General features: G+C 71.9%; 25 protein-coding genes and 1 pseudogene. 9 read left to right on the top strand and 17 right to left on the bottom strand.

The genetic code is table 11. From position 1 onward, the window contains the following. Positions 1-77: 77 nt before the first annotated feature. From HUT10_RS14305 to HUT10_RS14290, 4 genes are all read right to left on the bottom strand, one after another. Complete coding sequence (locus HUT10_RS14305; protein WP_176171658.1) at positions 78-1511, bottom strand: glycoside hydrolase family 43 protein; 1434 nt, start codon at positions 1509-1511, stop codon at positions 78-80. Between the two features lie 54 nt (positions 1512-1565). Further along, a complete protein-coding gene (locus HUT10_RS14300) occupies positions 1566-3326 on the bottom strand; it encodes a DUF1996 domain-containing protein (protein ID WP_176171657.1) in 1761 nt (586 codons plus the stop codon). 265 nt (positions 3327-3591) lie between these two features. Next, on the bottom strand, positions 3592-4320 hold the full coding sequence (locus HUT10_RS14295; RefSeq protein WP_176171656.1) for a cupin domain-containing protein: 729 nt from the start codon (positions 4318-4320) through the stop codon (positions 3592-3594). A 14-nt stretch (positions 4321-4334) separates the two neighbouring features. After that, on the bottom strand, positions 4335-4892 hold the full coding sequence (locus HUT10_RS14290; RefSeq protein ID WP_176171655.1) for a TetR/AcrR family transcriptional regulator: 558 nt from the start codon (positions 4890-4892) through the stop codon (positions 4335-4337). A 99-nt stretch (positions 4893-4991) separates the two neighbouring features. On the opposite strand from HUT10_RS14290, the gene HUT10_RS14285 reads away from it, so the two are divergent. Both HUT10_RS14285 and HUT10_RS14280 read left to right on the top strand, forming a co-directional pair. Continuing rightward, a complete protein-coding gene (locus HUT10_RS14285; RefSeq protein WP_176171654.1) occupies positions 4992-5369 on the top strand; it encodes a DoxX family protein in 378 nt (125 codons plus the stop codon). Next, positions 5366-6256 carry an RNA polymerase sigma-70 factor gene (locus HUT10_RS14280; protein ID WP_176171653.1) on the top strand — a complete coding sequence of 297 codons (891 nt, stop codon included), beginning with the start codon at positions 5366-5368 and terminating at the stop codon, positions 6254-6256. Before HUT10_RS14285 ends, HUT10_RS14280 begins: the two co-directional genes overlap by 4 nt. Before the next feature lie 39 nt (positions 6257-6295). Here the strand turns inward: HUT10_RS14280 and HUT10_RS14275 are convergent, their stop codons facing one another. The 7 genes and pseudogenes from HUT10_RS14275 to HUT10_RS14245 all read right to left on the bottom strand — a co-directional run bounded on the left by HUT10_RS14275 (position 6296) and on the right by HUT10_RS14245 (position 12853). Continuing rightward, positions 6296-7117, bottom strand: coding sequence for a hypothetical protein (locus HUT10_RS14275; RefSeq protein ID WP_176171652.1), 822 nt, complete (start codon positions 7115-7117; stop codon positions 6296-6298). Continuing rightward, the gene (locus tag HUT10_RS14270) at positions 7114-7743 is read right to left on the bottom strand and encodes a hypothetical protein (protein ID WP_176171651.1); all 630 of its coding nucleotides are present in this window, start codon (positions 7741-7743) and stop codon (positions 7114-7116) included. The genes HUT10_RS14275 and HUT10_RS14270 overlap by 4 nt, the downstream gene beginning before the upstream one ends. 22 nt (positions 7744-7765) lie before the next feature. Continuing rightward, entirely contained in the window at positions 7766-8866 is a 1101-nt protein-coding gene (locus HUT10_RS14265) for a hypothetical protein (RefSeq protein WP_254896870.1), read from the bottom strand. A 160-nt stretch (positions 8867-9026) separates the two neighbouring features. Continuing rightward, positions 9027-9584 (bottom strand): ATP/GTP-binding protein, encoded by a 558-nt coding sequence (locus tag HUT10_RS14260; RefSeq protein ID WP_176171650.1) that lies wholly within the window; start codon positions 9582-9584, stop codon positions 9027-9029. Between the two features lie 16 nt (positions 9585-9600). Further along, positions 9601-9972 (bottom strand): DUF742 domain-containing protein, encoded by a 372-nt coding sequence (locus HUT10_RS14255; RefSeq protein ID WP_176171649.1) that lies wholly within the window; start codon positions 9970-9972, stop codon positions 9601-9603. Beyond that, a pseudogene (locus HUT10_RS14250) lies at positions 9969-10393 on the bottom strand (roadblock/LC7 domain-containing protein). Before HUT10_RS14250 ends, HUT10_RS14255 begins: the two are co-directional and overlap by 4 nt. 57 nt (positions 10394-10450) lie before the next feature. Next, positions 10451-12853 (bottom strand): ATP-binding protein, encoded by a 2403-nt coding sequence (locus HUT10_RS14245; RefSeq protein WP_176171648.1) that lies wholly within the window; start codon positions 12851-12853, stop codon positions 10451-10453. 510 nt (positions 12854-13363) lie between these two features. Between HUT10_RS14245 and HUT10_RS14240 the strand changes: the two genes are divergently transcribed. Next, positions 13364-14782 carry a fatty acid desaturase gene (locus tag HUT10_RS14240; RefSeq protein ID WP_176171647.1) on the top strand — a complete coding sequence of 473 codons (1419 nt, stop codon included), beginning with the start codon at positions 13364-13366 and terminating at the stop codon, positions 14780-14782. Position 14783: 1 nt separating this feature from the next. Continuing rightward, positions 14784-15410 (top strand): TetR/AcrR family transcriptional regulator, encoded by a 627-nt coding sequence (locus HUT10_RS14235; protein WP_176171646.1) that lies wholly within the window; start codon positions 14784-14786, stop codon positions 15408-15410. A 142-nt stretch (positions 15411-15552) separates the two neighbouring features. Here the strand turns inward: HUT10_RS14235 and HUT10_RS14230 are convergent, their stop codons facing one another. From HUT10_RS14230 to HUT10_RS14215, 4 genes are all read right to left on the bottom strand, one after another. Further along, positions 15553-16383 (bottom strand): haloalkane dehalogenase, encoded by an 831-nt coding sequence (locus HUT10_RS14230; RefSeq protein WP_176171645.1) that lies wholly within the window; start codon positions 16381-16383, stop codon positions 15553-15555. Positions 16384-16396: 13 nt separating this feature from the next. Beyond that, a complete protein-coding gene (locus HUT10_RS14225; protein ID WP_176171644.1) occupies positions 16397-16834 on the bottom strand; it encodes a MarR family winged helix-turn-helix transcriptional regulator in 438 nt (145 codons plus the stop codon). Between the two features lie 77 nt (positions 16835-16911). Beyond that, the gene (locus HUT10_RS14220; RefSeq protein WP_176177820.1) at positions 16912-18111 is read right to left on the bottom strand and encodes a kynureninase; all 1200 of its coding nucleotides are present in this window, start codon (positions 18109-18111) and stop codon (positions 16912-16914) included. Then, entirely contained in the window at positions 18108-18479 is a 372-nt protein-coding gene (locus HUT10_RS14215; RefSeq protein WP_176171643.1) for a DUF5997 family protein, read from the bottom strand. Before HUT10_RS14215 ends, HUT10_RS14220 begins: the two co-directional genes overlap by 4 nt. 42 nt (positions 18480-18521) lie before the next feature. Here HUT10_RS14215 and HUT10_RS14210 point away from each other — a divergent pair, with 42 nt between their 5' ends. Further along, positions 18522-19217, top strand: coding sequence for a LysR substrate-binding domain-containing protein (locus tag HUT10_RS14210; RefSeq protein ID WP_176171642.1), 696 nt, complete (start codon positions 18522-18524; stop codon positions 19215-19217). 4 nt (positions 19218-19221) lie between these two features. On the opposite strand, the gene HUT10_RS14205 is transcribed toward HUT10_RS14210, so the two are convergent. After that, on the bottom strand, positions 19222-19503 hold the full coding sequence (locus HUT10_RS14205; RefSeq protein WP_176171641.1) for an isoamylase: 282 nt from the start codon (positions 19501-19503) through the stop codon (positions 19222-19224). 299 nt (positions 19504-19802) lie between these two features. Between HUT10_RS14205 and HUT10_RS14200 the strand changes: the two genes are divergently transcribed. Further along, on the top strand, positions 19803-20318 hold the full coding sequence (locus HUT10_RS14200; protein WP_176171640.1) for a hypothetical protein: 516 nt from the start codon (positions 19803-19805) through the stop codon (positions 20316-20318). 50 nt (positions 20319-20368) lie between these two features. Then, positions 20369-20536 carry a hypothetical protein gene (locus tag HUT10_RS14195; protein ID WP_176171639.1) on the top strand — a complete coding sequence of 56 codons (168 nt, stop codon included), beginning with the start codon at positions 20369-20371 and terminating at the stop codon, positions 20534-20536. A 170-nt stretch (positions 20537-20706) separates the two neighbouring features. On the opposite strand, the gene HUT10_RS14190 is transcribed toward HUT10_RS14195, so the two are convergent. Then, on the bottom strand, positions 20707-21663 hold the full coding sequence (locus HUT10_RS14190; protein WP_176171638.1) for a hypothetical protein: 957 nt from the start codon (positions 21661-21663) through the stop codon (positions 20707-20709). 187 nt (positions 21664-21850) lie between these two features. Here HUT10_RS14190 and HUT10_RS14185 point away from each other — a divergent pair, with 187 nt between their 5' ends. Further along, a complete protein-coding gene (locus tag HUT10_RS14185) occupies positions 21851-22600 on the top strand; it encodes a hypothetical protein (RefSeq protein WP_254896869.1) in 750 nt (249 codons plus the stop codon). After that, on the top strand, positions 22588-22821 hold the full coding sequence (locus tag HUT10_RS50945; protein ID WP_254896868.1) for a hypothetical protein: 234 nt from the start codon (positions 22588-22590) through the stop codon (positions 22819-22821). The genes HUT10_RS14185 and HUT10_RS50945 overlap by 13 nt, the downstream gene beginning before the upstream one ends. Positions 22822-22826: the final 5 nt, after the last annotated feature.

Raw genomic sequence — 22826 nt, 5'->3', positions numbered from 1 at the left:
ATGCAGGCCCACCCCGGCCGGGGTGGCAGCGGGCTGCGGGCCGTGGCCTGGCACCGGAGGACGCGCGCTGACGGGTGTCATTCCCCCGGCTCGTAGCGGAATTCGCGCAGGGTCACCGTTCCGGCGAGTGCCTCCACGCCGATCATGCGGCCGGTGAAGCCCGCCGCGACCTCCGTCGACAGGTAGCGGCCGTCGAACGCGCCGAGGACGTGGTCCTGCTCGCCGAGCACGGACAGCTCGACCAGGTCCGGCTCGGTGACTTCCCGCAGCGGGCCCGAAGGTTCCGGCCGGAGCGCCCGGATCCTCAGTGACACCACCGATCCGGCCGCGACTTCGGTGATCGCCTGCACCACCGGGCCGATGGCGAGCGTGGCCGTCACCTTCGTGCCGTCCGCGGTGAGGCCGTACCAGTGCCGGTCGTCGATGCGGACCACGAACACGGCCGTGCCGCGGGAAACGTCCAGGTCGGCCACGGCCGTCCAGTACTCGTCGAGGGCCCGGGTCAGCAGCGGGCGGCCCGGGGTGAGGGCCAGCTCGCCCCGGCGGACCGGGCGCGCGAACGTCCCGGGCCCGGCGCCCGGGGCCACCCAGCGCGGGTGGAGCTCGGCGAAGTCGTCGATGAAACCGTTGTCCGCCTTCGGGACCGGGAACCGGTCCTCGGCCACCACCGGCCAGCCGGCCACCCAGTCCACGCCGGCCAGGAACGTCTCGCGGCCGTTGACGTGGAACTGCGGTGTCTTGCCGCGCGGCCGGACGCCCAGGTACACCATCGCCCAGCTGCCGTCGGCGCACTCGACCAGGTCGGCGTGCCCGGTGTTCTGCACCGGGTGGGTGGTGCTGCGGTGGGTCAGGACCGGGTTCGCGGGCGCCGGCTCGTACGGGCCCTCCAGCGTGCGGGCGCGGGCGATGGTGACGGCGTGCCCGCGTTCGGTGCCGCCCTCGGCGAGCAGGAGGTACCACCAGCCGTCGACGCGGTACAGGTGCGGGCCCTCGGGTGCGGCCAGCCCGGTTCCGTTCCACAGCAGCCGTGGCTCGGCCAGCACCGCGCCCGTCGCCGGGTCGATCGGGACGCTCGCGATGCCCGGCAGGTCCGGCCGGAACGACGCCCAGGTGAGGTGGCAGCCGCCGTCCTCGTCCCAGCACAGGTCCGGGTCGATGCCGGTGGTGCCGGGCACGTGGACCGGGTCGGACCACGGACCGGCCGGGTCCTCGGCCGTCACGATCAGCTGCCCGTGGTCGTCGAGGATGTTCGTGGTGACCAGGTAAAACCGGCCGTCGTGGTGCCGCAGCGTCGGCGCGAAGACGCCGGTGTTCGCGGCGCCCTCGCTCGGCGGCAGCTGGCTCGGCCGGGTCAGCGCGTGCCCGACGAGCTCCCAGGTGACGAGGTCGGTGCTGCGCCGGATCGGGACGCCCGGCACGTATTCGAAACTCGAATTCGCCAGGTAGTACGTGTTCCCGACCCGGCAGATCGACGGGTCGGGGTGGAACCCCGGGACGATCGGGACCGTCATCGCTGTCTCCTCACGGGTGCCCGCCGCCGTCCGCGGCGGGCACCCGCGGGGAGGTCAGGCGTTGCAGTTCTTGTTGCGGTTGATGCAGTTGACGACCTGGTTCATGATGCTCTGCGACATCACGTTCGCGAAATCGTCGTGGTCGGACAGCGGATTGTGCTTTTCGGACGGGAACGAGTCCACTTTGTACTGCTTCTTGACCTGGATGTCGTGCGGGATGTCGTAGACCAGCGTGGTCCGCAGCTGCGGCACCGCCTTGAACCCGGCGGCGCAGCGGCCGCTGCCGTCGGGGAACACGATGTGCGTGCGGTGGTTGGCGCTGTCGGTGTTCTGGCCGTCCCAGCAGCTCGGGAAGTCGTGGATCCGCTCCACCTTGCTGCCTTCGGGGCAGATCGGGTACTTGTCGGTCAGCCGGTTCTCGAAGCCGGTGCAGGTCCACGCGGCGCGGGTGTTCTTGGTGCCGTTGATGGACGGCTTGGCGTCACCGCTGAGCGCGCGCAGGAACTTCGGCATCGCGACCACCTTGCCCGCCGCGCTGCCGCGGAAGGTGATGCCCACCTTCACCGGGCGCTGGATCACCCCGTCGTTGTCCGGCAGCTCGTTGTTGGCGTCCGGGCCGGGCAGCGGCGGTGTCGCCGTCGCACCGCCGTTGTTGTTCGCCTGGCCGAGACTGCACGGCGCGAGGGCGTCGAGGCCCTGGGGCTTGGCGGCGGTGCGGCCGATGGCGATGGCCATGCGGTCGATGGTGGCGACCCGCTTGTCCTTGAGCGGCCCGAGGATGGCGTTCTGGACGAAGTTCGGGCCACCCTGGCCCTGCGTGCTGACCAGCCGCTGGTTGGCTTCCTGGATCTGCGTGGTGAGCAGTTGCAGGTTGCGGTCCACTTCGGCCTTGGCCGACGCCGGGATCGCGGGCAGCTTGCTCGCCACGTCCGGGCAGGTGATCTGCGGTACCGCACCGCCGGGGGCGCCGCCGCCGTTGCTCGCCGGGTTGCCGCCGGTACCGGCCTGCTCCTTGAGCTTGCAGGGGGCGAGGACGCCGAGACCCTGCGGTTTGGCGGCGGTGCGGCCGATCGCGATCGCGATGCGGTCGATGGTGGCGATGCGTTTGTCCTCGAGCGGCCCGAGGATGGCGTTCTGGACGAAGTTGGGGCCGCCCTGACCGCGCGTGCTGACCAGCCGCTTGTTCGCCTCGTCGATCTGCGTGTCGAGCAGGTCGAGGTTGCGGTTGACCTCGGCCATCGCCGAGTCGGGCACGTCGGGCAGCCGGCTGGCGACGTCCGGGCAGGTGATCACCGGGGACGCGGCGGCCTGGGCCGCCTGGTCGCGGTCGCTGTCCGCGGACTTGGCGGGCGGATTCTTCTCGTCGTCTCCGGTGTCGATACGGACAACCGGCCAGAAATAGGCGGACTTGTCGCCGTTTTTGCACGTGGTGCCGGCGGCTTCGAGGCTCTTGTTGTTCGAGTCCGCGTTCGACGAGAGGTTGCCGACGTAGTCGTGCAGGTGCTGGGCGCCGTTGTGCACCCCGGGCTGCGCGACGAAGTTGTCCGGGTTGAAGTGCTGGTTCTCGTTGCGGCCGCAGTCCACGGTGAACGTGCCGGTGGACGCGCCGCGCGCGTTCGCGGGCGCGAAGTTGTTCGGCTTCACCTTCAGGATGTCGATGTAGAGCGACGGATCGGCCGGATCGGCGCTGGCCTGGTCGGACGCGCCGAAGGTGGTTGCCACCGCGATGCCGCCGGCGGCAAGGGCCAGTGCCGTGACGCCGGTGGCGATCTTGGTTCGTCGGGAGATGCGGTGCTTTCCCGCGTTTCCGGGCATGACGTGACTCCGTGGGGTTCAAGGGGAAGAGAATCCACTGGCCCGACACCAGTGGCGCGGTTCTCTGTTAGCGATAACAATGTCCGCCTTGTGAAAAGCTGACCGATTCTTTCCGGGAGCTCAACGAGGGGCGGGCACGGGCGTAATCGTGACCCGTGCCCGCCCCGTTGTCCAGTGCTTCGTCGCGTGAGGAAAGAGTTCGGAAATGTGGTGAACCGCAATGAACCGGGAGCCGTGTAGCTCGGTGAGGCGCGGAGTGCGCCGGTCAGCTGTCCAGCATGGTCAGGCTCGGCGTCTCGCCTGGTCCGACCGGGAAGTAGGCGAGGAAGGTGACGCCGTCGCCTTCGGGGTCGAACCGGGCGATCCGCGCCGATTCGGGCTCGTGGAAGACGTCTCCGGCGGTGAGCACGGTTTCGGGTTCGCCTTCGATCTGGTAGACGGCCGAACCCGTTTCGATGCTGCCGAACACCGGTCCGTTGTGGACGTGCAGGCCGAGGTGCTCACCCGGGGCGATGGTGATCCGGCGGATTTCGACGTGATCGATGACGCGCGGCGCCGGGAGCTGCTGGTCCAGCAGCAGGGTGCGGGTGAGGGCCGGGACGGCGGCGGGCTCGCCCTCGCCCGCCGGGTCACCGAGCTCGGTCGGCGTGCCGTCGGCGGGCAGCTCCTCGATGGCCAGGTGGGTCAGCGAAGTCGTGTCGGTGGCGCCGTGCCAGTGCCACTCGCCGGCGGCGACGCGGACGGTGTCGCCCGGCCGGATCAGCTGGGCCGCGCCGCCGCGGCGCTGGACGTACCCGGTGCCTTCGGTGACGACCAGGACCTGGCCGAGCGGGTGCCGGTGCCAGCGGGTGCGCGCGCCGGGGGCGAACTGGACGCGGTCGACGCGGGTCCGCGACGGGCCTTCGGGGACGGCGAGCGAGGTGACCCAGGCGCTGCCGGTGACCGCGTCGGCGGGGGCGGCGGTACTGGTGGCCGGGACGCGGCGGACGTGCACGGGGTTCTCCTGGGTCAGTGGGCGGCGAGCAGGGCGAGCACGCCGGAAACGGCCTGGTCGAACGGTTCGGGGGAGCCGGCGGCGCGAGCGAGCACGTACCCGCCCTGCAGGACGGCGACGATCGTGGCGGCCAGCGCCGCGGTGTCCAGGGAGGCGGGCAGCTCGCCCGCGTCCCGGCCTTCGCCGAGCACCTCGGCCAGCCGGGCGCGCAGCCGGGTGAGCGTCTCGTCGACCGGGGCGCGCAGGACCGGGTCGGCGACGATTTCGGGGTCCTGGGTGAGCCGTCCGATGGGGCACCCCTTGAGCACCTCGCGCTCGCGCCGCAGGTAGGCGGTGATGCGCTCGACGGCGGTGCCGGGCGTGCGCAGCTGCGCCTCGGCGGCGGCCAGCAGTTCCTCGGCGCTGCGCTGCACGGCGGCCAGCGCGAGGTCCTTCTTGCCGGCGAAGTGGTGGTACATGCTGCCCTGGCCGGCGCCGGCCCGCTGCTGGATGGCCTTGGGGCTGGTGCCGACGTAGCCGCGTTCCCACAGCAGCTCGCGGGCGCTCTCGACGAGCTGGTCCCGGGTTCCCATGGGCCAGACTGTACATACTAGTAGGTACAGAATCAACGTTGTCACACCTTCCCGCCGGGCGGTGTCTTGAGGCCGGACACCGTTCGAGAGGAGACCGTCATGGACCTGGCCCTGTGGCTCGCGGCCGGCCTGCTCGCCGTCGTGGCGCTGACCGGGGGCGTCAGCAAGGCGTTCGTGCCCCGGGAGAAACTGGCGGCGGCGCCGGGTGGGGAATGGACCACGGACGCGGCGCCCGGCTTCGTCAAGGGCCTCGGCGTGCTGGAGCTGCTCGCCGCGCTCGGCCTGGTCCTGCCGGCGGCGACCGGGATCGCGCCGGTGCTGGTGCCGGTGACGGCCGGGTGCTGGGTGCTGCTGATGGTGGGTGCGATGATCATCCACGTCCGGCACGGCGGTGCCGGGTTCGCCGTGCTGAACCTGGCCTACCTGGCCGTCGCGGCGTTCGTCGCCTGGGGCCGGTTCGGACCGGTGCCGGCATGAGCGGGGGAGACGTCGTGACGGAAGCCTTCGTGGCCCACCGGAACCTGCTGTTCACGGTGGCGTACGAGATGCTCGGCTCGGCGGCCGACGCGGAGGACGTCCTCCAGGAGACGTGGCTGCGCTGGGCCGAAGCCGACCACGAGGCGGTGCGCGACGAGCGCGCGTACCTGGTCCGCATCACGACCCGGCTGGCGCTCAACCGGCTGCGCACGTTGAAGCGCCGCAAGGAGGCGTACGTCGGGCCGTGGCTGCCCGAGCCGCTGCTGACGGCGCCGGACGTGGCCGAGGACGTCGAGCTGGCGGAGAGCGTTTCGATGGCGCTGATGCTGGTCCTCGAAACGCTGGCGCCGACCGAGCGCGCGGTGTTCGTGCTGCGCGAGGTGTTCGACCTCGGCTACGACGAAATCGCCGAGGCGGTGGGGAAGACCCCGGCGGCGGTCCGGCAGATCGCGAGCCGGGCCCGCCGGCACGTGGACGCCCGCCGGCCGCGTGAGGTGGTGTCGGCGCGGGAGACCCGGGCGGTGCTGGAGTCGTTCCAGCGCGCGTTGGAGGGCCGCGACCTGCAGGGGCTGCTGGACTTGCTGGCACCGGACGTGGTCCTGCTGAGCGACGGAGGTGGAGTCAAGCAGGCCGCCCTGCGCCCGGTGTCCGGCGCGGACAAGGTGACCCGCTTCATCATCGGCGGCATCGGCAAGGCGGCGGTGGAGCTGACCGGCGCACCGGTGGTGGTGAACGGCAAGCCGGCACTGGCGATGCACGTGGACGGCGCGTTCGACGGGATCATGGCGGTCCGGGTGGAAGGGGGGCGGATCAGCGGGCTGTACTTCGTGCGGAACCCGGAGAAGCTGACGCGGGTGGAGTCGGAGACGCCGCTGACCCTGCGGTGAGACCGGCGGTGTGCTTCCCCGCACGCCGCCGGTTCCCCGTCACCCCAGGCGCTTGGCCCACTCCTCGAACGCGCTCACCAGCTCCTCCGGCGCCCCGGTCTCCCGCAGCCGGCCGGTCTCGGCCTCGATGTAGTGCCGGTACAACGGCACCAGCCCCGCCGCCAGCTCCGGCTCCACCTCGGCCGCCTCCAACGGGTGCCCCGCTCGGACCTGCTGTGCCAACCGGACCAACGATGTCCCCGGGGCGTCGGCCAGCCCCAGGTACCACTCGATCGCCTCGTCGTTGTTCGCCGCGCGGCCGGTCGGTGTCGTTCCCGAATACAGGAACCGGACCGGGAACAGCACCGCCTTCGTGAACCACACCTTGTCCACCAGCAGGCGCTTCGGCGTCCGGAACTCCGCCGTCACCTCGTCCGTCGCCAGGACCGCGATCGCGAAGCCCGCGCTCTCCAGCAGCAGCTCCCGCGCCTGCGGGCGGGCGATCTCGGCGCGGACGTCCGTGCCGGTCAGCACCCGGCCGTCGTCGGCGAGCTGGAGGCGGTCCAGTGCCGGGAAACGGCCGTCGTCGCGGCCCTCGCGCAACGCCGGCAATGAGGCCCAGAACACCGATAGCTTGCGGTGCAACGGGCTTCGCTCCTGCAGGTCCGCCGTCGTACTCTCGACCGACGAGCGCGTGTCGTCGCCCGTTTCGGTCAGGACCAGGGCCAGGTCGATGTCGCTCGCCGCTGCCGAGTAGCCGCCGTAGGAGAGGCTGCCCAGCAGGTACGCGCCGATCAGGCGCTCTCCCAACGCTTCCTGGTACGCGCCGGCGGCCTCGAGGGCGATTTCCCGGGCCGCGGCTTCCGGTTCGGTTGTCGTCACGCAGCCACCGTATCGCGGCGGGCGCACTCGGCGATGCGGTCGGACACCACGCCGATCACCTGCCACGCCCGGTCCAGCACCGTGATCGCCGCCTCCGGGGTCCAGTCTGTGCGCCGCCGCAGCACTTCGTAGCCCATCTCCAGGTGTTCGACGTCGGCTTCGTCGTGCAGCTCGAAGTACTCGTCGTCGGGGAACGCCTTCGTGCCGGCCTGGCTGAACGCCAGGCTGCCCGCCTCCAGGGCCAGGTGCGCCAGCACCGCGCGCTGCACGCCGGGCAGGATCGCGAACTGGTCGACGAACCAGGACGCGCCCATCTCGATCACCGGGTCCCAGACCAGCTCCCGGTCCTCCGCGCGGCTGCGGGCCAGGATCTTGTCGTGGCCGACCTCTTCGGCCTGGTGCTCGCACGCGAGCGCGCGCAGCTCGGGGTCGCTCTCGAAGGTCACCCGCGCGCTGATCATCCGCTGGAACGCGTTCGACCACGGCTGCAGGTAGGTGAGCACCGCCTTCTTCGTCTCGGCGGTGGTGCTTTCGTCGGTCAGCAGCCGGATCAGGTCCGACCCCTCGTACTCCCGCTGCCGCTGCTCGTTGTGGCGGGCAACGCGCTCGACGTCCTGCTCGGTCACGATCTGCTCCTTCCGGTCGGGGTCATCCGAGATCGACGGGCGAGAGGGGGGACGGCGGCGGCCGGTCGTAGACGGGGAGGCGGAAGTAGGTGGTCACGTCGCCGGGCCGGCCCGCGGCGCGGAAGCTCACCAGCTCCAGGACGCCCTTGCCCTCGCTCAGCGGCCCGGGGGCCAGCGCGGCGGCGAGGGTGCGGAACCGGCCGGGGTCGACGCCCTGGTCGTGCAGCAGCGCGGCCGTGCGCTCCACGGCTTCGCCGTCGTCGGGCACCAGCGCGGGCATCCTCAAGTACGTCGTGGACTCGGCGGCCCGGTCCACGCCGGAGCGGAACGCCAGGCAGCTCAACGCCGCCTCGCCGGCGTCGGGACGTTCGCCGGCCAGCGTCCGGTACGCGGCCAGCGCCCGCTCGGAGTCGTGGTGCAGTGCCACCGCGGCAACGCGCTCGACCTGGGCGAGGCCGGCGTCGTGGTTGCGGTAGTAGATCTTCACCCGGGCCTGGGCTTCGTCGGTCAGGTCGACGGCGAAGAACTCGATCTCGCGCTCGCCTTCGACAGTTTCGACGCGGCGGCGGGCGTCGGCCCACGCCCGGGCCAGGCCGAGCCGGGCCATCGCGTCGGTCACCGCGGCCTCGCGGTGGGTGTGCGGCCAGGAGTACAGCCCGAAGTACGTCTTGTGGACCACGCCGGACGGAGGCCGCCAGGCGATCGAATGCCACAGCGGCGCCGGGGTCGGCCGGCCCGCGCGCGGGGTGAACGTCTCGCGGACGTGGTCGAGCCGACGGCTGCGGAAAACGCTCTCACCAGGCCAAACCACGTCGTGGCCGAGGCTGTCGAACAGGATGCGCAGCTCCGGCTGCGCGCCCGACCAGTTGACCGACATCTCGGCCGGGAAGCCGTCGTCCGCCACATAGGACGGCTGGGCGGGTGCGGAGCCGATCCGCTCGTGCGCCCACGGCGGCAGCAGGGACCGCAGCATCCGGGTGGTCCGGACGGACTGTTCCACCGGGACGTCGAGCGCCTCGCACGCGGTGGCCCACAGTCCACCCAGGAAGTCGCCGAAGAGACGACCCTGTGCCGGGTAGTTTTCCCTTATATATTCAGGGAATTCCGGCGCGCGACTCGTCACGAGCGGATGCTATCAGTTGGATGCTTGCTCAACTAAAAATCTGCACCCGGGTGGTCCAGTCAATTGCGCCATGTGGGTACGCCGGTGTCCGCCGCGGGCACGCAGGGCCACAGCGGACACCGGCGGTGTCCTGTCCGGACAAAACCGGACAACGCGCAGCTCAGACCCGGGCGGCCGGGACCACCGTCATGGCGTGCTTCACGAGCCGGATCAGGGCGAGCTTGCTGGAGTCGCGGTCGCGTGCGTCACACATGACGATCGGCACACGGTCCGGGACGACCAGCGCCTCGCGGATCTCCTCGGGGGTGTAGCGCGGCGCGTTGTCGAAGCAGTTCACCGCCACGACGAACGGGATCTTCCGGCGCTCGAAGAAGTCGATCGCGGCGAAGCTGGTCTCCAGCCGCCGGGTGTCGACCAGCACGACCGTCCCGATCGCGCCGCGGGCCAGGTCGTCCCACATGAACCAGAAGCGCGCCTGGCCCGGCGTCCCGAACAGGTACAGCACGTGCCGCGGCGAGATGGTGATCCGGCCGAAGTCCAGCGCGACCGTCGTGGTCGTCTTCCGCTCGACGCCGGAGAGGTCGTCGACGCCGGCGCTCGCCTCGGTGAGCACCTCTTCGGTGGTCAGCGGCGGGATCTCGCTGACCGAACCGACCATCGTGGTCTTCCCCGCGCCGAAACCGCCCGCGATGATGATCTTGACCGGCGTGGGGACCATGTCCGCCCCCGTGCCGTCAGTACTTGATGAGGCCATCGAGAACCGCCTGGAGTGTTTCGAGGTCCGGCGACTGCGCCGGGTGGTGGGCAGGGGACCGCGTGATGACGAGTCCGCGTTCGATCAGGTCGCCGACGAGCACCCGCACGACCCCCAGCGGGATCTTGATGTAGACGGCGATCTCGGCGATCGACACCGGGTGGCGGCACAGCTGCACGATCGCGTTGTGCTCCGGGCCCAGCCCGGCCGGCTCCTGCTCCGAGCGCAGGGTCATCACCTGCGTGGACAGGTCCAGCCGTGCGGTACCGGCCGGTGTCCGGCCGCTGGTGATCGTGTACGGCCGGACCAGCGGCCCGGCGGCCTCGTCGTACCAGCCGTCGTCGACACTCATGTGGCCTCCCGCAGCACCGACGCCGCTTCTCGCGGCGCGGACGCCATGTAGTCGCCGACGCGCTTGACGAGCCGGCTCATCTCGTAGGCGATCATTTCGACATCGACGTTGTCCGCGGCCAGCACGGCGAGGCAGGCACCCTGACCGGCGGCGGAGACGAACAGGTAGCCGCGCTCCATCTCGATCATGTTCTGCAGCACCGGGCCGCGGTTGAACTGCTTGCTCACCCCTTGGCGAGGCTCTGCAGGCTGGAGGCGATGGCCGAAAGCTGGTCCGAGTCGTCCTTGCTCATCCCGGCCGACTTGCCGATCAGCAGCCCGTCGGCGGACAGCACGATGGCGTTCTGCGCGCCGACCACGCGGTTCACCATGTCGTCGAGCAGCCAGTTGAGATCGGGTTTGGGGTTCCCGTACTCGTTCATTCGACTTCAGACCCTGACTTTCCTGTGTGGACTTTCCGTGTGTGTGGGGCCGGGGAACTACGAGTTGTCGTCCGGTCCGCCGCGGCCGCGGCGGGTGCCCTTGTGGAACGCCGCGAGCGTGCGCGCGGTGCCTTCACCCGGGGCCACGACGTCGTCGGCGCTGTCATCGGGTTCGTTCTCGAGCTGGGCGACGAGGTTCTGCTGCGGCTCCCGCCGGGGCAGCCGGGGCCGGTCGTCGGTCGGCTTGAGCTCCGCCGCCGGGCTCGCGGTCACCGGTTCCGGTTCCGCCGACGGCACCGACGGGAGGGCGTCGGGCGGGGTGAGGGCGCGTGCCGGGTACGGCCTCGGCTTGGTGTCTCGCTTCATCGGGATCTGACCGCTGAACGAGGAGGGCGTGTCCATCGTGCGGAGCGAGCTTTCTGCCGCCTGCGGCGCCGGGGCGCCCACCGGGGCGAGGACCGCGGTGGTCTCGGCCGGGCTGGACTCGGGGCCGTCGGCCCGGTCGGCGTCCTCGCCGGCCAGGTGCTGGGTGGGGATGAGGACGGTGGCGCGCAGGCCGCCGTAGCGGGACGGGTCGAAGGTGACGGTGATGCCGAGCCGGTCGGCCAGCCGCGCGACCACGAACAGGCCGAGGCTGGAGTCGGCGCGCAGCGCCATCGCGTCGAATTCGGGGGCCTCGGCCATCATCCCGTTCGCCCACTCGCGGACGCCGTCCTTCATGCCGAGCCCCTGGTCCGACACGTCGACGACGACCCCGCGCGCGACCATCCGGCTGGTCACCTCGACCGGCGAGCCGGGCGGCGAGAACGACGTCGCGTTGTCGACCAGCTCGGCGACCAGGTGGATCGTGTCGGCCACCGCGGCGCCGACGATCGCGACGTCGGGCACCTGCTCGACCTGGACCCGGGCGTACTGCTCGGTTTCCGAGACGGCCGCGCGCAGGACCTCCATCAGCGGCACCGGCTTGCGCCAGCGGCGGCCCGGCTGCTTGCCGCCGAGGATGATCAGGTTCTCGGTGGTGCGGCGGGCGCGGGCGGCGAGGTGGTCGAGCTGGAACAGCGCCGCCAGCTGCGTCGAGTCGTCCTCGCGCGCTTCCATCTCGTCGAGGATCTGCAGCTGCTGGTGGACGAGGACCTGGTTGCGGTGCGCGATGCCGAGGAACACGTTGTGCACACCGCTGCGGGCCTTGGCCTCGCTCGCCGCGGCGTTGACGGCGGTCAGCTGGGCGACGTTGAACGCCTCGGCCACCTGCCCGATCTCGTCGCGGCCGTGGTCGAGCCGGGGGAGTTCCTGCTGCAGGTCGACGGGTTCGCCGCTCTTGAGCCGCTCCACGATGTCCGGCAGGCGGTTGCGCGCGAGGTCGAGCGAGTCGTTGCGCAGCCGCGCGAGGCGCGTCATCAGCGCGCGGTCGACGAGCGAGCGCGACACCCGGACGGCGACGATGATCGCCGCCAGCGACGCGAGCAGGGCGACGATGCTGCCGATGATGACGTTGCGCAGCTGGGCGTCACCGGCGTCGATCGCGGCGGCGGAAACCTTGTCCGCCTGGGTGATCGCGAGGTCGTTGAGGCTCTGGGCGACCTGGGTCGTGGCGTTCTGCCAGTCCGTTTCGGACACCGGCACGGAGTTCTGCTCGCCCGTCGACCACGGACCGCGCTTGACGAGCGCCTCTTCGGCCGTCGCCAGCTGGCGCCAGGCCGTGCTGGTGGCCAGCGCCTGGTACTTCTGGCGGACGCCGGGGTCGAGGAACGGCTCGATCTGGGCCAGCTGCGTCCGGTAGAGCCCGGACAGCTGCGCGAACTGGGCGAAGTCGTCGGGCGCGAACGTCCCGGCGGAGAAGGCGGTGGAGACCAGCGACGTCTCGCGCGACATCATGTCGCCGGCGCGGAACACCGACGTCGCCGTGATGCCGCCGGTTGCGGCCTCGGCGTCGGGGACGATCCGCGCCTGGGTGTCGAAGAGGTTGGACGCGGTGTCCATCACGCCGTTGTAGTAGGAGTTGACCTGGGCGCGGTCGATGCTGCGGAAGCTGATCTGCGAGCGCAGCACGGGCAGCTGGTCGAACTGGGCCTTCAGCGCGTTCACCTTGGACGCGATCTCGTCCGGCGCGTTCGAGATCGTCGCGGCGAAGGCGTCCTTCAGCGCGGCCAGCTTTTCGTCGGTGGCCCGCTGCTGCTGCTGGAGGCGGGCCGGGCCGAGCGCCGGGTCGTCGAGGTACTGCAGGGCGGACTGGCGTTCCTTCTGGAACTCGGCCAGCGCGGTGGCCGCCGGGATCGAGACCTCACGGACGGAAGCCGCGACCAGCCGGACGTAAACACCGTTGAAGAGGAAGTAGGACGAGACCGCGATCCACAGCACCAGCAACGTCACGCTGGGAATGAGAACGGTCCTGGTCAGCCTTTTGCGGATCGACTTGTCGTACGGCTTGTCCGACTCGTCCCTGGGGTCTTTGTTCAGCACGGCGGTTCACGAACTCCTGAGTGACGGTCGGCGAGGAAAGGGGACCCGGACGAGGAAGCGGACACGACGATGGGACACAGCGGCCGCCGTCACCCGTCTTCGCCTCACCCTCCGTGTTGCCGCGGAATCGATCAGGGTCCGTTTTTTACCACGAACCCCTGACCCCTGTTCGGTGCGACCCGGCTTGCGGACACTCGTCCGCCCTCCGGCGAACGGTGTTTACTCAGCGTTCGGAGACGATCACCGGCATTTCCTCAGGTACTGGCGCTGTCGGCTATTCGGGGATGCTGATCGCTGCGCTGAACGGGTGAAAGTGAATTCCGCCGGTTCGGCGCGTGCAGTGCTTCGCGGCGGAGGAAAAAGGGGAACGGACGGTGCCTGGAAGTGCTCGCCACGGCGGGATGTGCGCCACCGGGTACCACGCTGCGTCGCTTTACATCGGGCGAAGTATTGTCAATTAAGCTGGACGTCGGTTACCGTCTTGTCAACTCAACCGCCAAGGAGGGTGTGATGAGCGAAGCGACCGGGACCGTGGCCGCCGGCTCCACCGAACGGTGGCGCGATCGCAAGCGGTACCTCTGGCTGATCGGCCTGGTCGTGCCCTCACTGGCGTTCCTCGCCATCGGGCTGCACGCCGCCACCGGGTGGGGTGGCTGGTTCTGGATCGGGCCGGTCGTGATCCTCGTGATCGTGCCGCTCGTCGACCTGGTCGCCGGGCTGGACCGGAGCAACCCGCCCGACGACGTCATCGCGCGGCTGGAGAACGACCGCTACTACCGCTGGATCACCTTCGCCTTCCTGCCCGTCCAGTACCTCGGCTTCGCGGCGGCGTTCTGGCTGATCGCGCGGGGCGAGCTCACCGTCGTGGACAAGATCGGGCTCGCCGTCTCCATCGGGTGCGTCGGCGGGATCGGCATCAACACCGCGCACGAACTGGGCCACAAGAAGGAAAGCCACGAGCGCTGGCTGTCGAAGATCGCGCTGGCCCAGAGCTGGTACGGGCACTTCTACATCGAGCACAACCGCGGCCACCACGTCCGCGTCGCCACCCCGGAGGACCCGGCGAGCAGCCGCGTCGGGGAAAGCTTCTACCGCTTCTGGCCGCGGACGGTGGCCGGCTCGCTGAAGTCCGCGTGGCGGCTGGAGCGCAAGCGCTACGCCCGGCGCAACCGCCACCCGTACCGGCTCGGCAACGACGTCGTCAACGCCTGGCTGATGTCCGCGGTGCTGTGGGCGGCGATGGTCGCCTGGCTCGGCGCCGGCATCCTGCCCTACCTCGTGATCCAGGCCGTGGTCGGCTTTTCACTGCTGGAGGTCGTGAACTACATGGAGCACTACGGCATGCTGCGGCAGCGGGTCGGCGCGCCCGGGCGGCGCCGGTACGAGCGGGTCGATCCCAGTCACAGCTGGAACTCGAACAACATCGCCACCAACGTCCTGCTCTACCACCTGCAGCGGCACAGCGACCACCACGCCAACCCGACGCGGCGCTACCAGACGCTGCGCGACTTCGCCGAGTCGCCGGTGCTGCCCACCGGGTACGCCGGGATGATCCTGCTCGCGCTCGTCCCGCCGCTGTGGCGCCGGGTGATGGACCCGCGGGTGCTCGCCCACTACGACGGTGACATCTCGCGCGCCAACATCCAGCCCGGCAAGCGCGCGAAAGTGCTGGCCCGCTACGGAACCCGCGTCACGGCGGTCGCGCCGGAGCTCGCCGACACCCGCGGCGACGCCACCGAAGGCGGCATGTGCCCCGGCTGCGGCTACGTCTACGACGAGCGGCGCGGCGACCCGCGGGAGGGCTTCCCGGCCGGCACGCCGTGGGCGGCGATCCCGGACTCGTGGTGCTGCCCGGACTGCGGCGTGCGCGAGAAGATCGACTTCGTCGCGCCGGGGCGGGTGGGCCCGGCCGCGGCGGGCACGACCTAGAATGCCGATCATGAGCAGGGCGGTTCCGGTGCCGGCGGAAGGTGGTCAGCACCGGCAGCCGATCATCGCCGCGGCGATCGAGCTGACGGCGCGGTCCGGCTGGCCGGCCGTCACGATGGCGCGGCTGGCCGAGCTGGCCGGGGTCAGCCGTCAGACGGTGTACAACGAGATCGGGTCCAAGCCCGCGCTCGCCGACGCGATGGTGGCGCACGAGCTCGACCGGTTCCTCTCGGCGGTCGGCGCCGCGTTCGACCGCCACCCGGACGACCTGGTCGAGGCGATCTACGACGCGGTCCGCGCGGTCCTCGAGCTGGCCGACGACAACACGCTGCTGCGCGCGATCGCCTCCGCCACCCACGGCACGGCGCCGGAGCTGCTGCCGCTGCTGACGACCGACGCGAGTGCGCTGCTCGCCCGGGCGAAGGCGGTGCTGGCCGCCCGGGTGGCGGCGTACCGGCTTCCGCTGGCCGAGGACCAGGTCGAGGTGGTGATCGACCTGGTCGTCCGCGCGGTGCTCAGCCACGTGATGCAACCGTCGGACACCCCGGCCCGGACGGCGGACGCCCTGGCCTGGGTCGTCGCCCGCGTCCTCGGCGTGACGGCGAACCCCCCGCTGCGGCACACGTAGGCGCCGATCTGGCGGGGTGCCTCACCCGCGATCGGCCAAGCCCTTCCCAGGCAAGGGACTCGATGCCTGCCGCGGTGGTCGGAGGCGGACAGGTCCGCCGCGGCGGCACACGTAGGCGGGACCCCCCTTCAGCGCACGAGCCTCAGCGCAGCCCGTGCCGGTCCAGCCAGGAGGCGATCTCCGCCGCGATCTCCTTCGGGCGGTCCTCCTGCGCGTGGTGTCCCGCTTCCCCGCAGGCGACCACGTCGAGCGCGGCGATGTGCTCCGCGCACCACTGCGCCATCTTCTCGCCGATGAGCAGCGTCGGTGAGCTTTCGAACGTCAGGAGCAGCTTCGGCGTGCTCGCGCTGCCGGCCAGCCACTCGTCGTAGGCCTCGATGCGCTCGACGAGCCCGGCCGGGTCGCCGCCGAGTGGCAGCTGGCGCGCCCACGCCAGCACCGGGCGACGGCTTTCCGGTGTCGGGAACGGGGCGAGGTAGGCGGCCAGGTCGTCGTCGCCGACCGGGGTGCGCACCCCGCCGGTGAACGCCTGGCGGATGAACAGGTCCTGCGTCAGCACCATGTCCTCGCCGACGCCGGGCGTGCGGATCTTCCGCGAGCGCTCGGCTGCCTGTGGCGTCAAGTCCTCCCAGGCCATCGGCTTCACGATGGTTTCGAAGAAGGCGAGCCCGCGGACGCGGCCGGGGTGGCGGGCGGCGAAGTCGAAGGCGAGCGCGCCACCCCAGTCGTGCCCGACGAGGACGACGTCGTCCAGGCCGAGCGCGTCGAACCAGGCGTCCAGGTGGCGGGCGTGGTCGGCGAAGGTGTACGCGATGTCCGGCTTCGGCGAGCGGCCCATGCCGATCAGGTCGGGGGCGAGCAGCCGACCGCCGCCGACGTGCGGGAGGACGTTGCGCCAGCTGTGCGACGAGCTGGGATTGCCATGCAGGAACACGATCGGGGTACCGGTGCCGGTTTCTTCGTGGTGCAGCATCGGATCTGTCCTTTCAGGAATCCAGTGGGGTGTCGAGGAGGACGCCGAGTTCCCGGACCAGCGCCGCGGTGCGGTCGCCGTGCCGGCCGCCGAGCGGGGCGAGGAGCCGGTCGAGCAGCTCGGCCACGGTGGCGATCGCCGGCTCGGTCACCTCGCGCCCGCGGGCGGTCAGGCGCAGCCGGACGGTCCGGGTGTCGGCCGGGTCGCGGGTGCGTTCGACGAGCCCGTCGGCGTCGAGCGTGCGGGCGAGCTTGGAGACGTAGAGCGCTTCCAGGCCGGTGTGGTCGGCCAGTTCACGCTGGCTCGGGCTCGCGCCGGCGCGCTCCAGCCCGAAGAGCGAAGACAGGAAGACGTACTGCGCGTGCGTGAGCCCGGCGGGGGCCAGGGCGCGGTCGACGGCGACCCGCCACTTCGTGGAGAGCCGCCAGACGAGGTGACCGGGGGTGCTCATGCCAGATACTGTACATGGCTACTAAGTACATGGCTACTATCTTCGGCCGACGAGGGTCCGGCTCGGAGCGGTGCCCGTCAGGCGAGCTCGCGGATGCGCTCCACGGCCCGCCGGACCTCGGCGAAGCCGGTGGTGAGCGGGCTCAGCCCGATGCGGATGCCGTCGGGGCGGCGGAAGTCGATGAGCACGCCGTGCTCGATCAGGACGCGCGAAAGCCGTTCGGCGTCCGGGTGGCGGAGGGTGACGTGGCCGCCCCGGCGGTCGTCTTCGCGCGGGGAGGCGACCGTGAACCCGAGCGGGACGAGCCACGCGTCGGCCAGCGCGATCACCCAGCGGCCCAGTGCCACGGCCTTGGCGCGCACCCGGTCGAGGCCTGCTTCCGCCAGCAGCGCCACCCCTTCACGGACACCCACCATGCCGAGCACCGGCGGCGTGCCGGAGAGCGCCCGCCGGATGCCCGGCGCGGGAACGTACTCCGCGGCCATCCCGAAGGTGTCCGCGGCGCCCATCCAGCCGGTGATGGGCTGGCCGAAGGTCTCGTGGTGGCGGGCGTTGACGTAGAGGAACGCGGGGGCGCCGGGCCCGGCGTTGAGGAACTTGTACGTGCAGCCGACGGCGAAGTCGGCTTCGGCGGCGTCCAGCGCGACCGGGATCGAGCCGACGCTGTGGCAGAGGTCCCAGACGACGAGCCCGCCGCGCTCGTGCACCAGCCGCGTGACGGCGGCCAGGTCCGTGATCGCCGCCGTCCGGTAGTCCACATGGGACAGGGTGACCACCGCGGTCCGCGGCCCGACGGCCGCGGCGACGTCGTCGCTCCCGGCCCACCGCACGGTGAGGCCGAGCTCGGCGGCGACGCTCTCGACCAGGAACCGGTCGGTGGGGAAGTTCGCGGTGTCGGTGACGATCTCGTCGCGGCCCGGCCGCAGCGCGACGGCGGCCCGGAGCGCCTTGTAGAGGCACACGGAGGTCGAGTCGGCGACGATGGTCTGCCCCGGTGCGGCCCCGAGCGCGACGCGGCCGAGCTCGTCCCCGATCTCTTCGGGCAGGGTCAGCCAGCGCTCGTCCCAGGACCGGATCAGCCGGGCACCCCACTCGTGCGCGACGAGCTCCTGCAGCCGTTCGGCGGTGGCGCGCAGCGGACGGCCGAGCGAGTTGCCGTCGAGGTAGGCGACGACGCCGGGATCGGTGATCGGGACGAACCGCTCGCGGAAGGCGGCGAGCTCGTCCGCGGCGTCGAGGCGGTCCGCGGCTTCCGGGGAGAGGTCGGTGGCGCTCAGCGGTTCTTTTCCTTGACCCGCACGGTTTCCTTCCGCACCTCCGCCTGGGTCGCGCGCTCCCGGACCAGCCACTCGGGGCTCTCCTCCTTCAGCGCCTCGATCTGCTCGGTGGTCAGCGGCTCGGTGATGCCGCCGCGGGTGAGGCCGCCGATGGAAACGCCCAGCTTCGCCGCGACCACCGGCCGCGGGTGCGGGCCGGTGCGGCGCAGTTCGCGCAGCCACTCCGGCGGGTCGGCCTGCAGGGCGTTCAGCTCGTCGCGCGTCACGACGCCCTCGCGGAACTCCGCAGGGGTGGCTTCGAGGTACACACCCAGCTTCTTCGCCGCCGTCGCCGGCTTCATCGTCTGGGTGGTCTTGTGCGACGTCATGCCGTCCAGGGTAGCCAGCGTCACTCCCGGTAACCTGACCCGGTGACCACTTTCAAGCTCGCGTACGTCCCGGGAGCGACGCCCGCCAAGTGGGTGCGGACCTGGGGCGAGCGGGTGCCGGAGGTGCCGCTGGCCCTCGTCCCGGTCGCCGCCGCCGACGCCACCGGGCTGCTGCGCACCCGGGAGGCCGACGCCGCGTTGCTGCGCTCGCCGATCGACCGGGACGGCCTGCACGCGATCCCGCTCTACACCGAGACGACGGTCGTCGTGGTGCCCAAGGACCACCTGATCGCGGCGGCGGACGAAGTGTCCACCGTGGACCTGGCGGACGAGGTCGTGCTGCACCCGCTGGACGACACGCTGGAGTGGCCGGAGCCGCCCGGCCGCCCGGCGGTTTCGCGGCCGGAGACGACGGCGGACGCGGTCGAGCTGGTCGCGGCCGGGGTCGGGGTGCTCGTCGTCCCGCAGTCGCTCGCCCGGCTGCACCACCGCCGTGACCTGACCTACCGGCCGGTCGGGGACGCGCCGCAGTCGAGCGTCGCGCTGTCGTGGCTGGAGGAGGAGACGACGGACCTGATGGAGCAGTTCATCGGGATCGTCCGCGGCCGGACGGTGAACAGCACGCGCGGGCGGCAGCAGGCGCCGGCGGAGCGCAAGCGCCCGGAACGCAAGCCCGCGGCGGCGGCGAAACCGGCGCGGCGCGGCGGCGGCCCCGGCAAGCGGCGACGGCGGGGCTGAGCCGCTACGACGTCGTGCAGACGCAGTTGCCGTCCGCGCGGTCGGCCAGGTCGGGGTCGTCGAACCAGTGGCCGTTCTCGCCGAGGTAGCGGAACTGCAGGACGGTGCCCGGCGCGACGTCGACCGACGCCGAACGGCGGCCGTTGGACCGCGGGGTCAGGTGGTGCCTGCCGGGGGTCCAGTCGTTGAACGAGCCCACGACGCTCACCCGGCCGGGCGGCGCGCCGATCGGGAGGCTGAAGGTGACGCGCTGGGTGCCGGCCCGGCTCTTGCTGATCTTGATCACTGGTGGGGCCTTTCGCGGGGAACGGTTCGGGCATGCGTGCTCGGCACTGAGGCTTGTTCTGGTTAGGCCGCCGCGCCCCGCGCCGATACCGCCGCGGGACTTGGAAGTCATGCGGCGGCCGACGGCTGAACAAGCCTCACTGAGCGCCGACATGATCGCATAGCTGTGACGATTTGGTCACGCCCAGTGCCCGATCGGGTTACGGCGCCGCTCAACGGGTCGCCACCGACCGGGTGGTCCTCGGGTGAACGATGATCATCTCGGGGTTGCCGGCGGATACCGGTGGGAAACTGACTGCCGTGACCGTCGTCGCTGATCGTCAAGTCAAGGACCCGTGTGCCTGGCTCAGCGCCGTCACCCACGAGCTCGCCGACGCCCCTCCGGCCGACACGCGAGCGGTGCTCCTGACGGTGTGGGACGGGCTCGCCGCCGCCCGTCTGGCCGGGCTGTACGCCGCGGCCGCTTCGCCCCGATGGCGGGCGAGACAGCGTCACGCCGAAGCGGTCGAGTTCGATCTCGCCCTGCAGCTGGCGCGGAACTGCACCATCGGCACCGGCCTGGCCATCCCGGCCCGGCTCCCGGGCGCCGCCGTCGCCTGGCCCGCCGAACGGGCCGACGCGGCGATCGCGCGGGTGGTCCGCTTCTGCCGCACGGCGGAATCGATGCTGCGCCGGGCGGGCGAGCTGACCCCGGTGTGGGAGGACAGCCTGCTCGGGCCGGTGGCGCTGACCCGCTGGCTCGCGGACTGCTGGACGGGCGCGCATTCGGGCTGCCCGCTGCGGCTCCCGGTGCCCCCGCCGCCGTGGTGGCGGTGACGGGCGTGTCCGTCAGGGGAAGGCTGGTGCCGGTCGAGAGGAGGCCGAGGGTGACCGACCCGTGTTCGAGACTCCCGGAGCCGACCCGCGCGGCGGTCCGCGCGCTCCTGCTGGCCGAGCTGACGGCCGCGGGCCGCCGGGCGCGAGCGGCGGGCTGCCCGCCCGAGGTGCTGACGGCGGTCTTCGAGGCCCGCCGCCGCTCGATCGAGGACGGCTGACCGGGCGCTGCGAAGGCGGTCGAAGATCGCGCGCACTGCTTCTCCTCGGTCGAGCCGGGTTGGGCGGTGGGGGATCGCCGGCACCGCTGCGGCCGCAGCCCGAGTTCGCCGGTGGTGAAAGCCGTCGCGGCTGCCGCTTGTCCTCCGCCGAGCCGGGAGCAGGCCGCGGTTCAGCGGTGCAGGATCGCCAGCGCCGCCGCCACGATCTCGTCCAGCCGGCCGCGATCCGCCAGCGCCGTCGTCAGCCAGTCCGCGTCGACCGAACTCGACGGTGCCTCGCCGAACACCGTCCGGACCACCGAGGCCACCGCCGCCGCGGCCGCCTCCCCGCGGTTCAGCCGCAGCTCGATCGCCCGCAGCGCCTGCTCGGCCAGACCCGCCAACCGGGCGTCCGCGCGCTCGTGCGACGCCACCAGCTCCAGGGCGGGCAGCTCCGCCGGCATCGGGGCGACCGGGGCCTGCTTGTGCCCGAGCGGGCGCTCGACGTGCTCGGCGTACCAGGCCGGGCGGGTGCGCATCGCCGCCAGGACACGCTCGACCTCGCGGTCGAGCGTGTCGCGGGTGGGTGGCGGCTCGCCCGTCAGCTCGGTGCGCCGCGCCGCCCAGCCGTCCAGGGGCCACAGCTCGGCTCCCGCCGTGGCCGGGACGCCCACCCAGACCAGGATCTGCACCGCCAGGTCGCACAGCCACCCGTCGCCGTCGAGGGCGCCGGACAGCCAGGCCGGCAGGCGGGGGCGCTGCAGTGCGCCGATCTCCCCGCGGCGGCGCCGGTGCGCGTCGACCGTCGCCGGGGTGAGGCGGGTCGCCAGCCAGCCCTCGAGGTTGCCGATCGGGCCCGTCGCGCGCCGCAGCGTGTGGTCCACCACCGCCTCGACGTCGTCGTGGAAGCGGTCGAGGCAGTCGGGCCGCAGCCACTCGAGGCCGCGGGCGCAGTCCGCGTGGCGGCGCCGGTGCTCCAGCGGCTTGGTGATCCGCGTGAAGACCAGCGGCCACGCCACCGTGTAGACCCCGCCGCGCAGCCGGGCGAGGGCGCGGGGCCGCGCCGCCGCCGCGGAGCCGGCGAGCAGGCCGTCGCGGGCCAGCCGCCGGACGCCGGCGACGTCGGCCGGGCCGGTAGTGTCGAGCACCCTTCCTCCCCGAATGCCGACGGAAACTCGACGGGGAAAATCGTCGGGCAGCCGGCGAAGCGGAAAAGGCCGCGCACTGGCCGAAATCGCGCGGAACTGGCCAATGGCTGGCCACCGCGGAATCACCTGATCGGCGCACCCGGTTCCGCCGAGCGCAGTGAAGTGCGCGTGTCACAATGAAAAACCCATGGCACAGGACGATGGGCTGCTCCGGGAACTCACCACCCTGCGGCGCGGCTGGGGATTGGAAGCCGACCGGTTGCGCAGCCGGCTCGGGCCGCTCGTTTCCGGCTGGTGCGCCATCCACCGGACGACGAGCGATCGTGACGCGCGCCGCGTCCTGCGGGCGGCGATTTCCGCCGCGATCGCGGAATTCCCGGCCGACGACCGGCTGGCGGTGAACATCGCGCTGGGCATCGCCCCGGGCGCGCAGCACGCGCTGCTGAGCGACCGGATCGGCGTCCTCGCGGATCGGCTGCGCGTCTCCGAACGCACGGCCCGGCGCCGCGTCGACCGGTCGTTCGCCCGGCTCGCCGCGGAGATCGAGGCCGGCGTGCGGCCGGGCAACGGGCTGCCGAACCCGGACGAGGGCTGGTTCGTCAAGCGGCTCAGCGTGCTCGTCCGGCTCGACACCGGCGAGCCGGAGGTGACCGAGGAACGGCTGATCGTCGCCACCCGCGACGCCCTCGACCGGATCGCCGCGCAGTTCACCGTCCCGCGCACCGAGGACGGCCGCGACGGCGAACGCGACGTCGCCGTGGACGCCCGGCACGGCGTGCGGATCAGCGCGGGCACCGCGAGGGGCAGCGCCACTTCCGCTGGCTGCTCGACCTGCCGCGCGCTCTCGACCGCGGCGACACCCACACGTACTCGCTGGTCTACCGCATCCGGGACGGCCTGCCGATCCGGCCGTCGTACGTGTTCGTGCCGCTGGTGACGTGCGAGTCGTTCGAAGTCCGCGTCCGGTTCGACCCGCGGCGGCCGCCGCGCGTGGTGTGGCGGCTGGACCGCGTGCCGCCTTCGGTGCTCGCCGACCCGCCCCAGCCGGGCGAGCCGCTGCCGCTCGACGGCGCCTGCGAGGTGGCGCAGGAGTTCGCCGGGCCGCAGCTGGGGTACGCCTACGGGCTGCGCTGGCTGCCCGGCCAAGATATTCCATGACGTGA

The organism is Amycolatopsis sp. Hca4, assembly GCF_013364075.1.
In the GTDB taxonomy this organism is placed as follows: Bacteria; Actinomycetota; Actinomycetes; order Mycobacteriales; family Pseudonocardiaceae; genus Amycolatopsis.
This window is presented reverse-complemented; position numbering and strand designations above follow the sequence as displayed.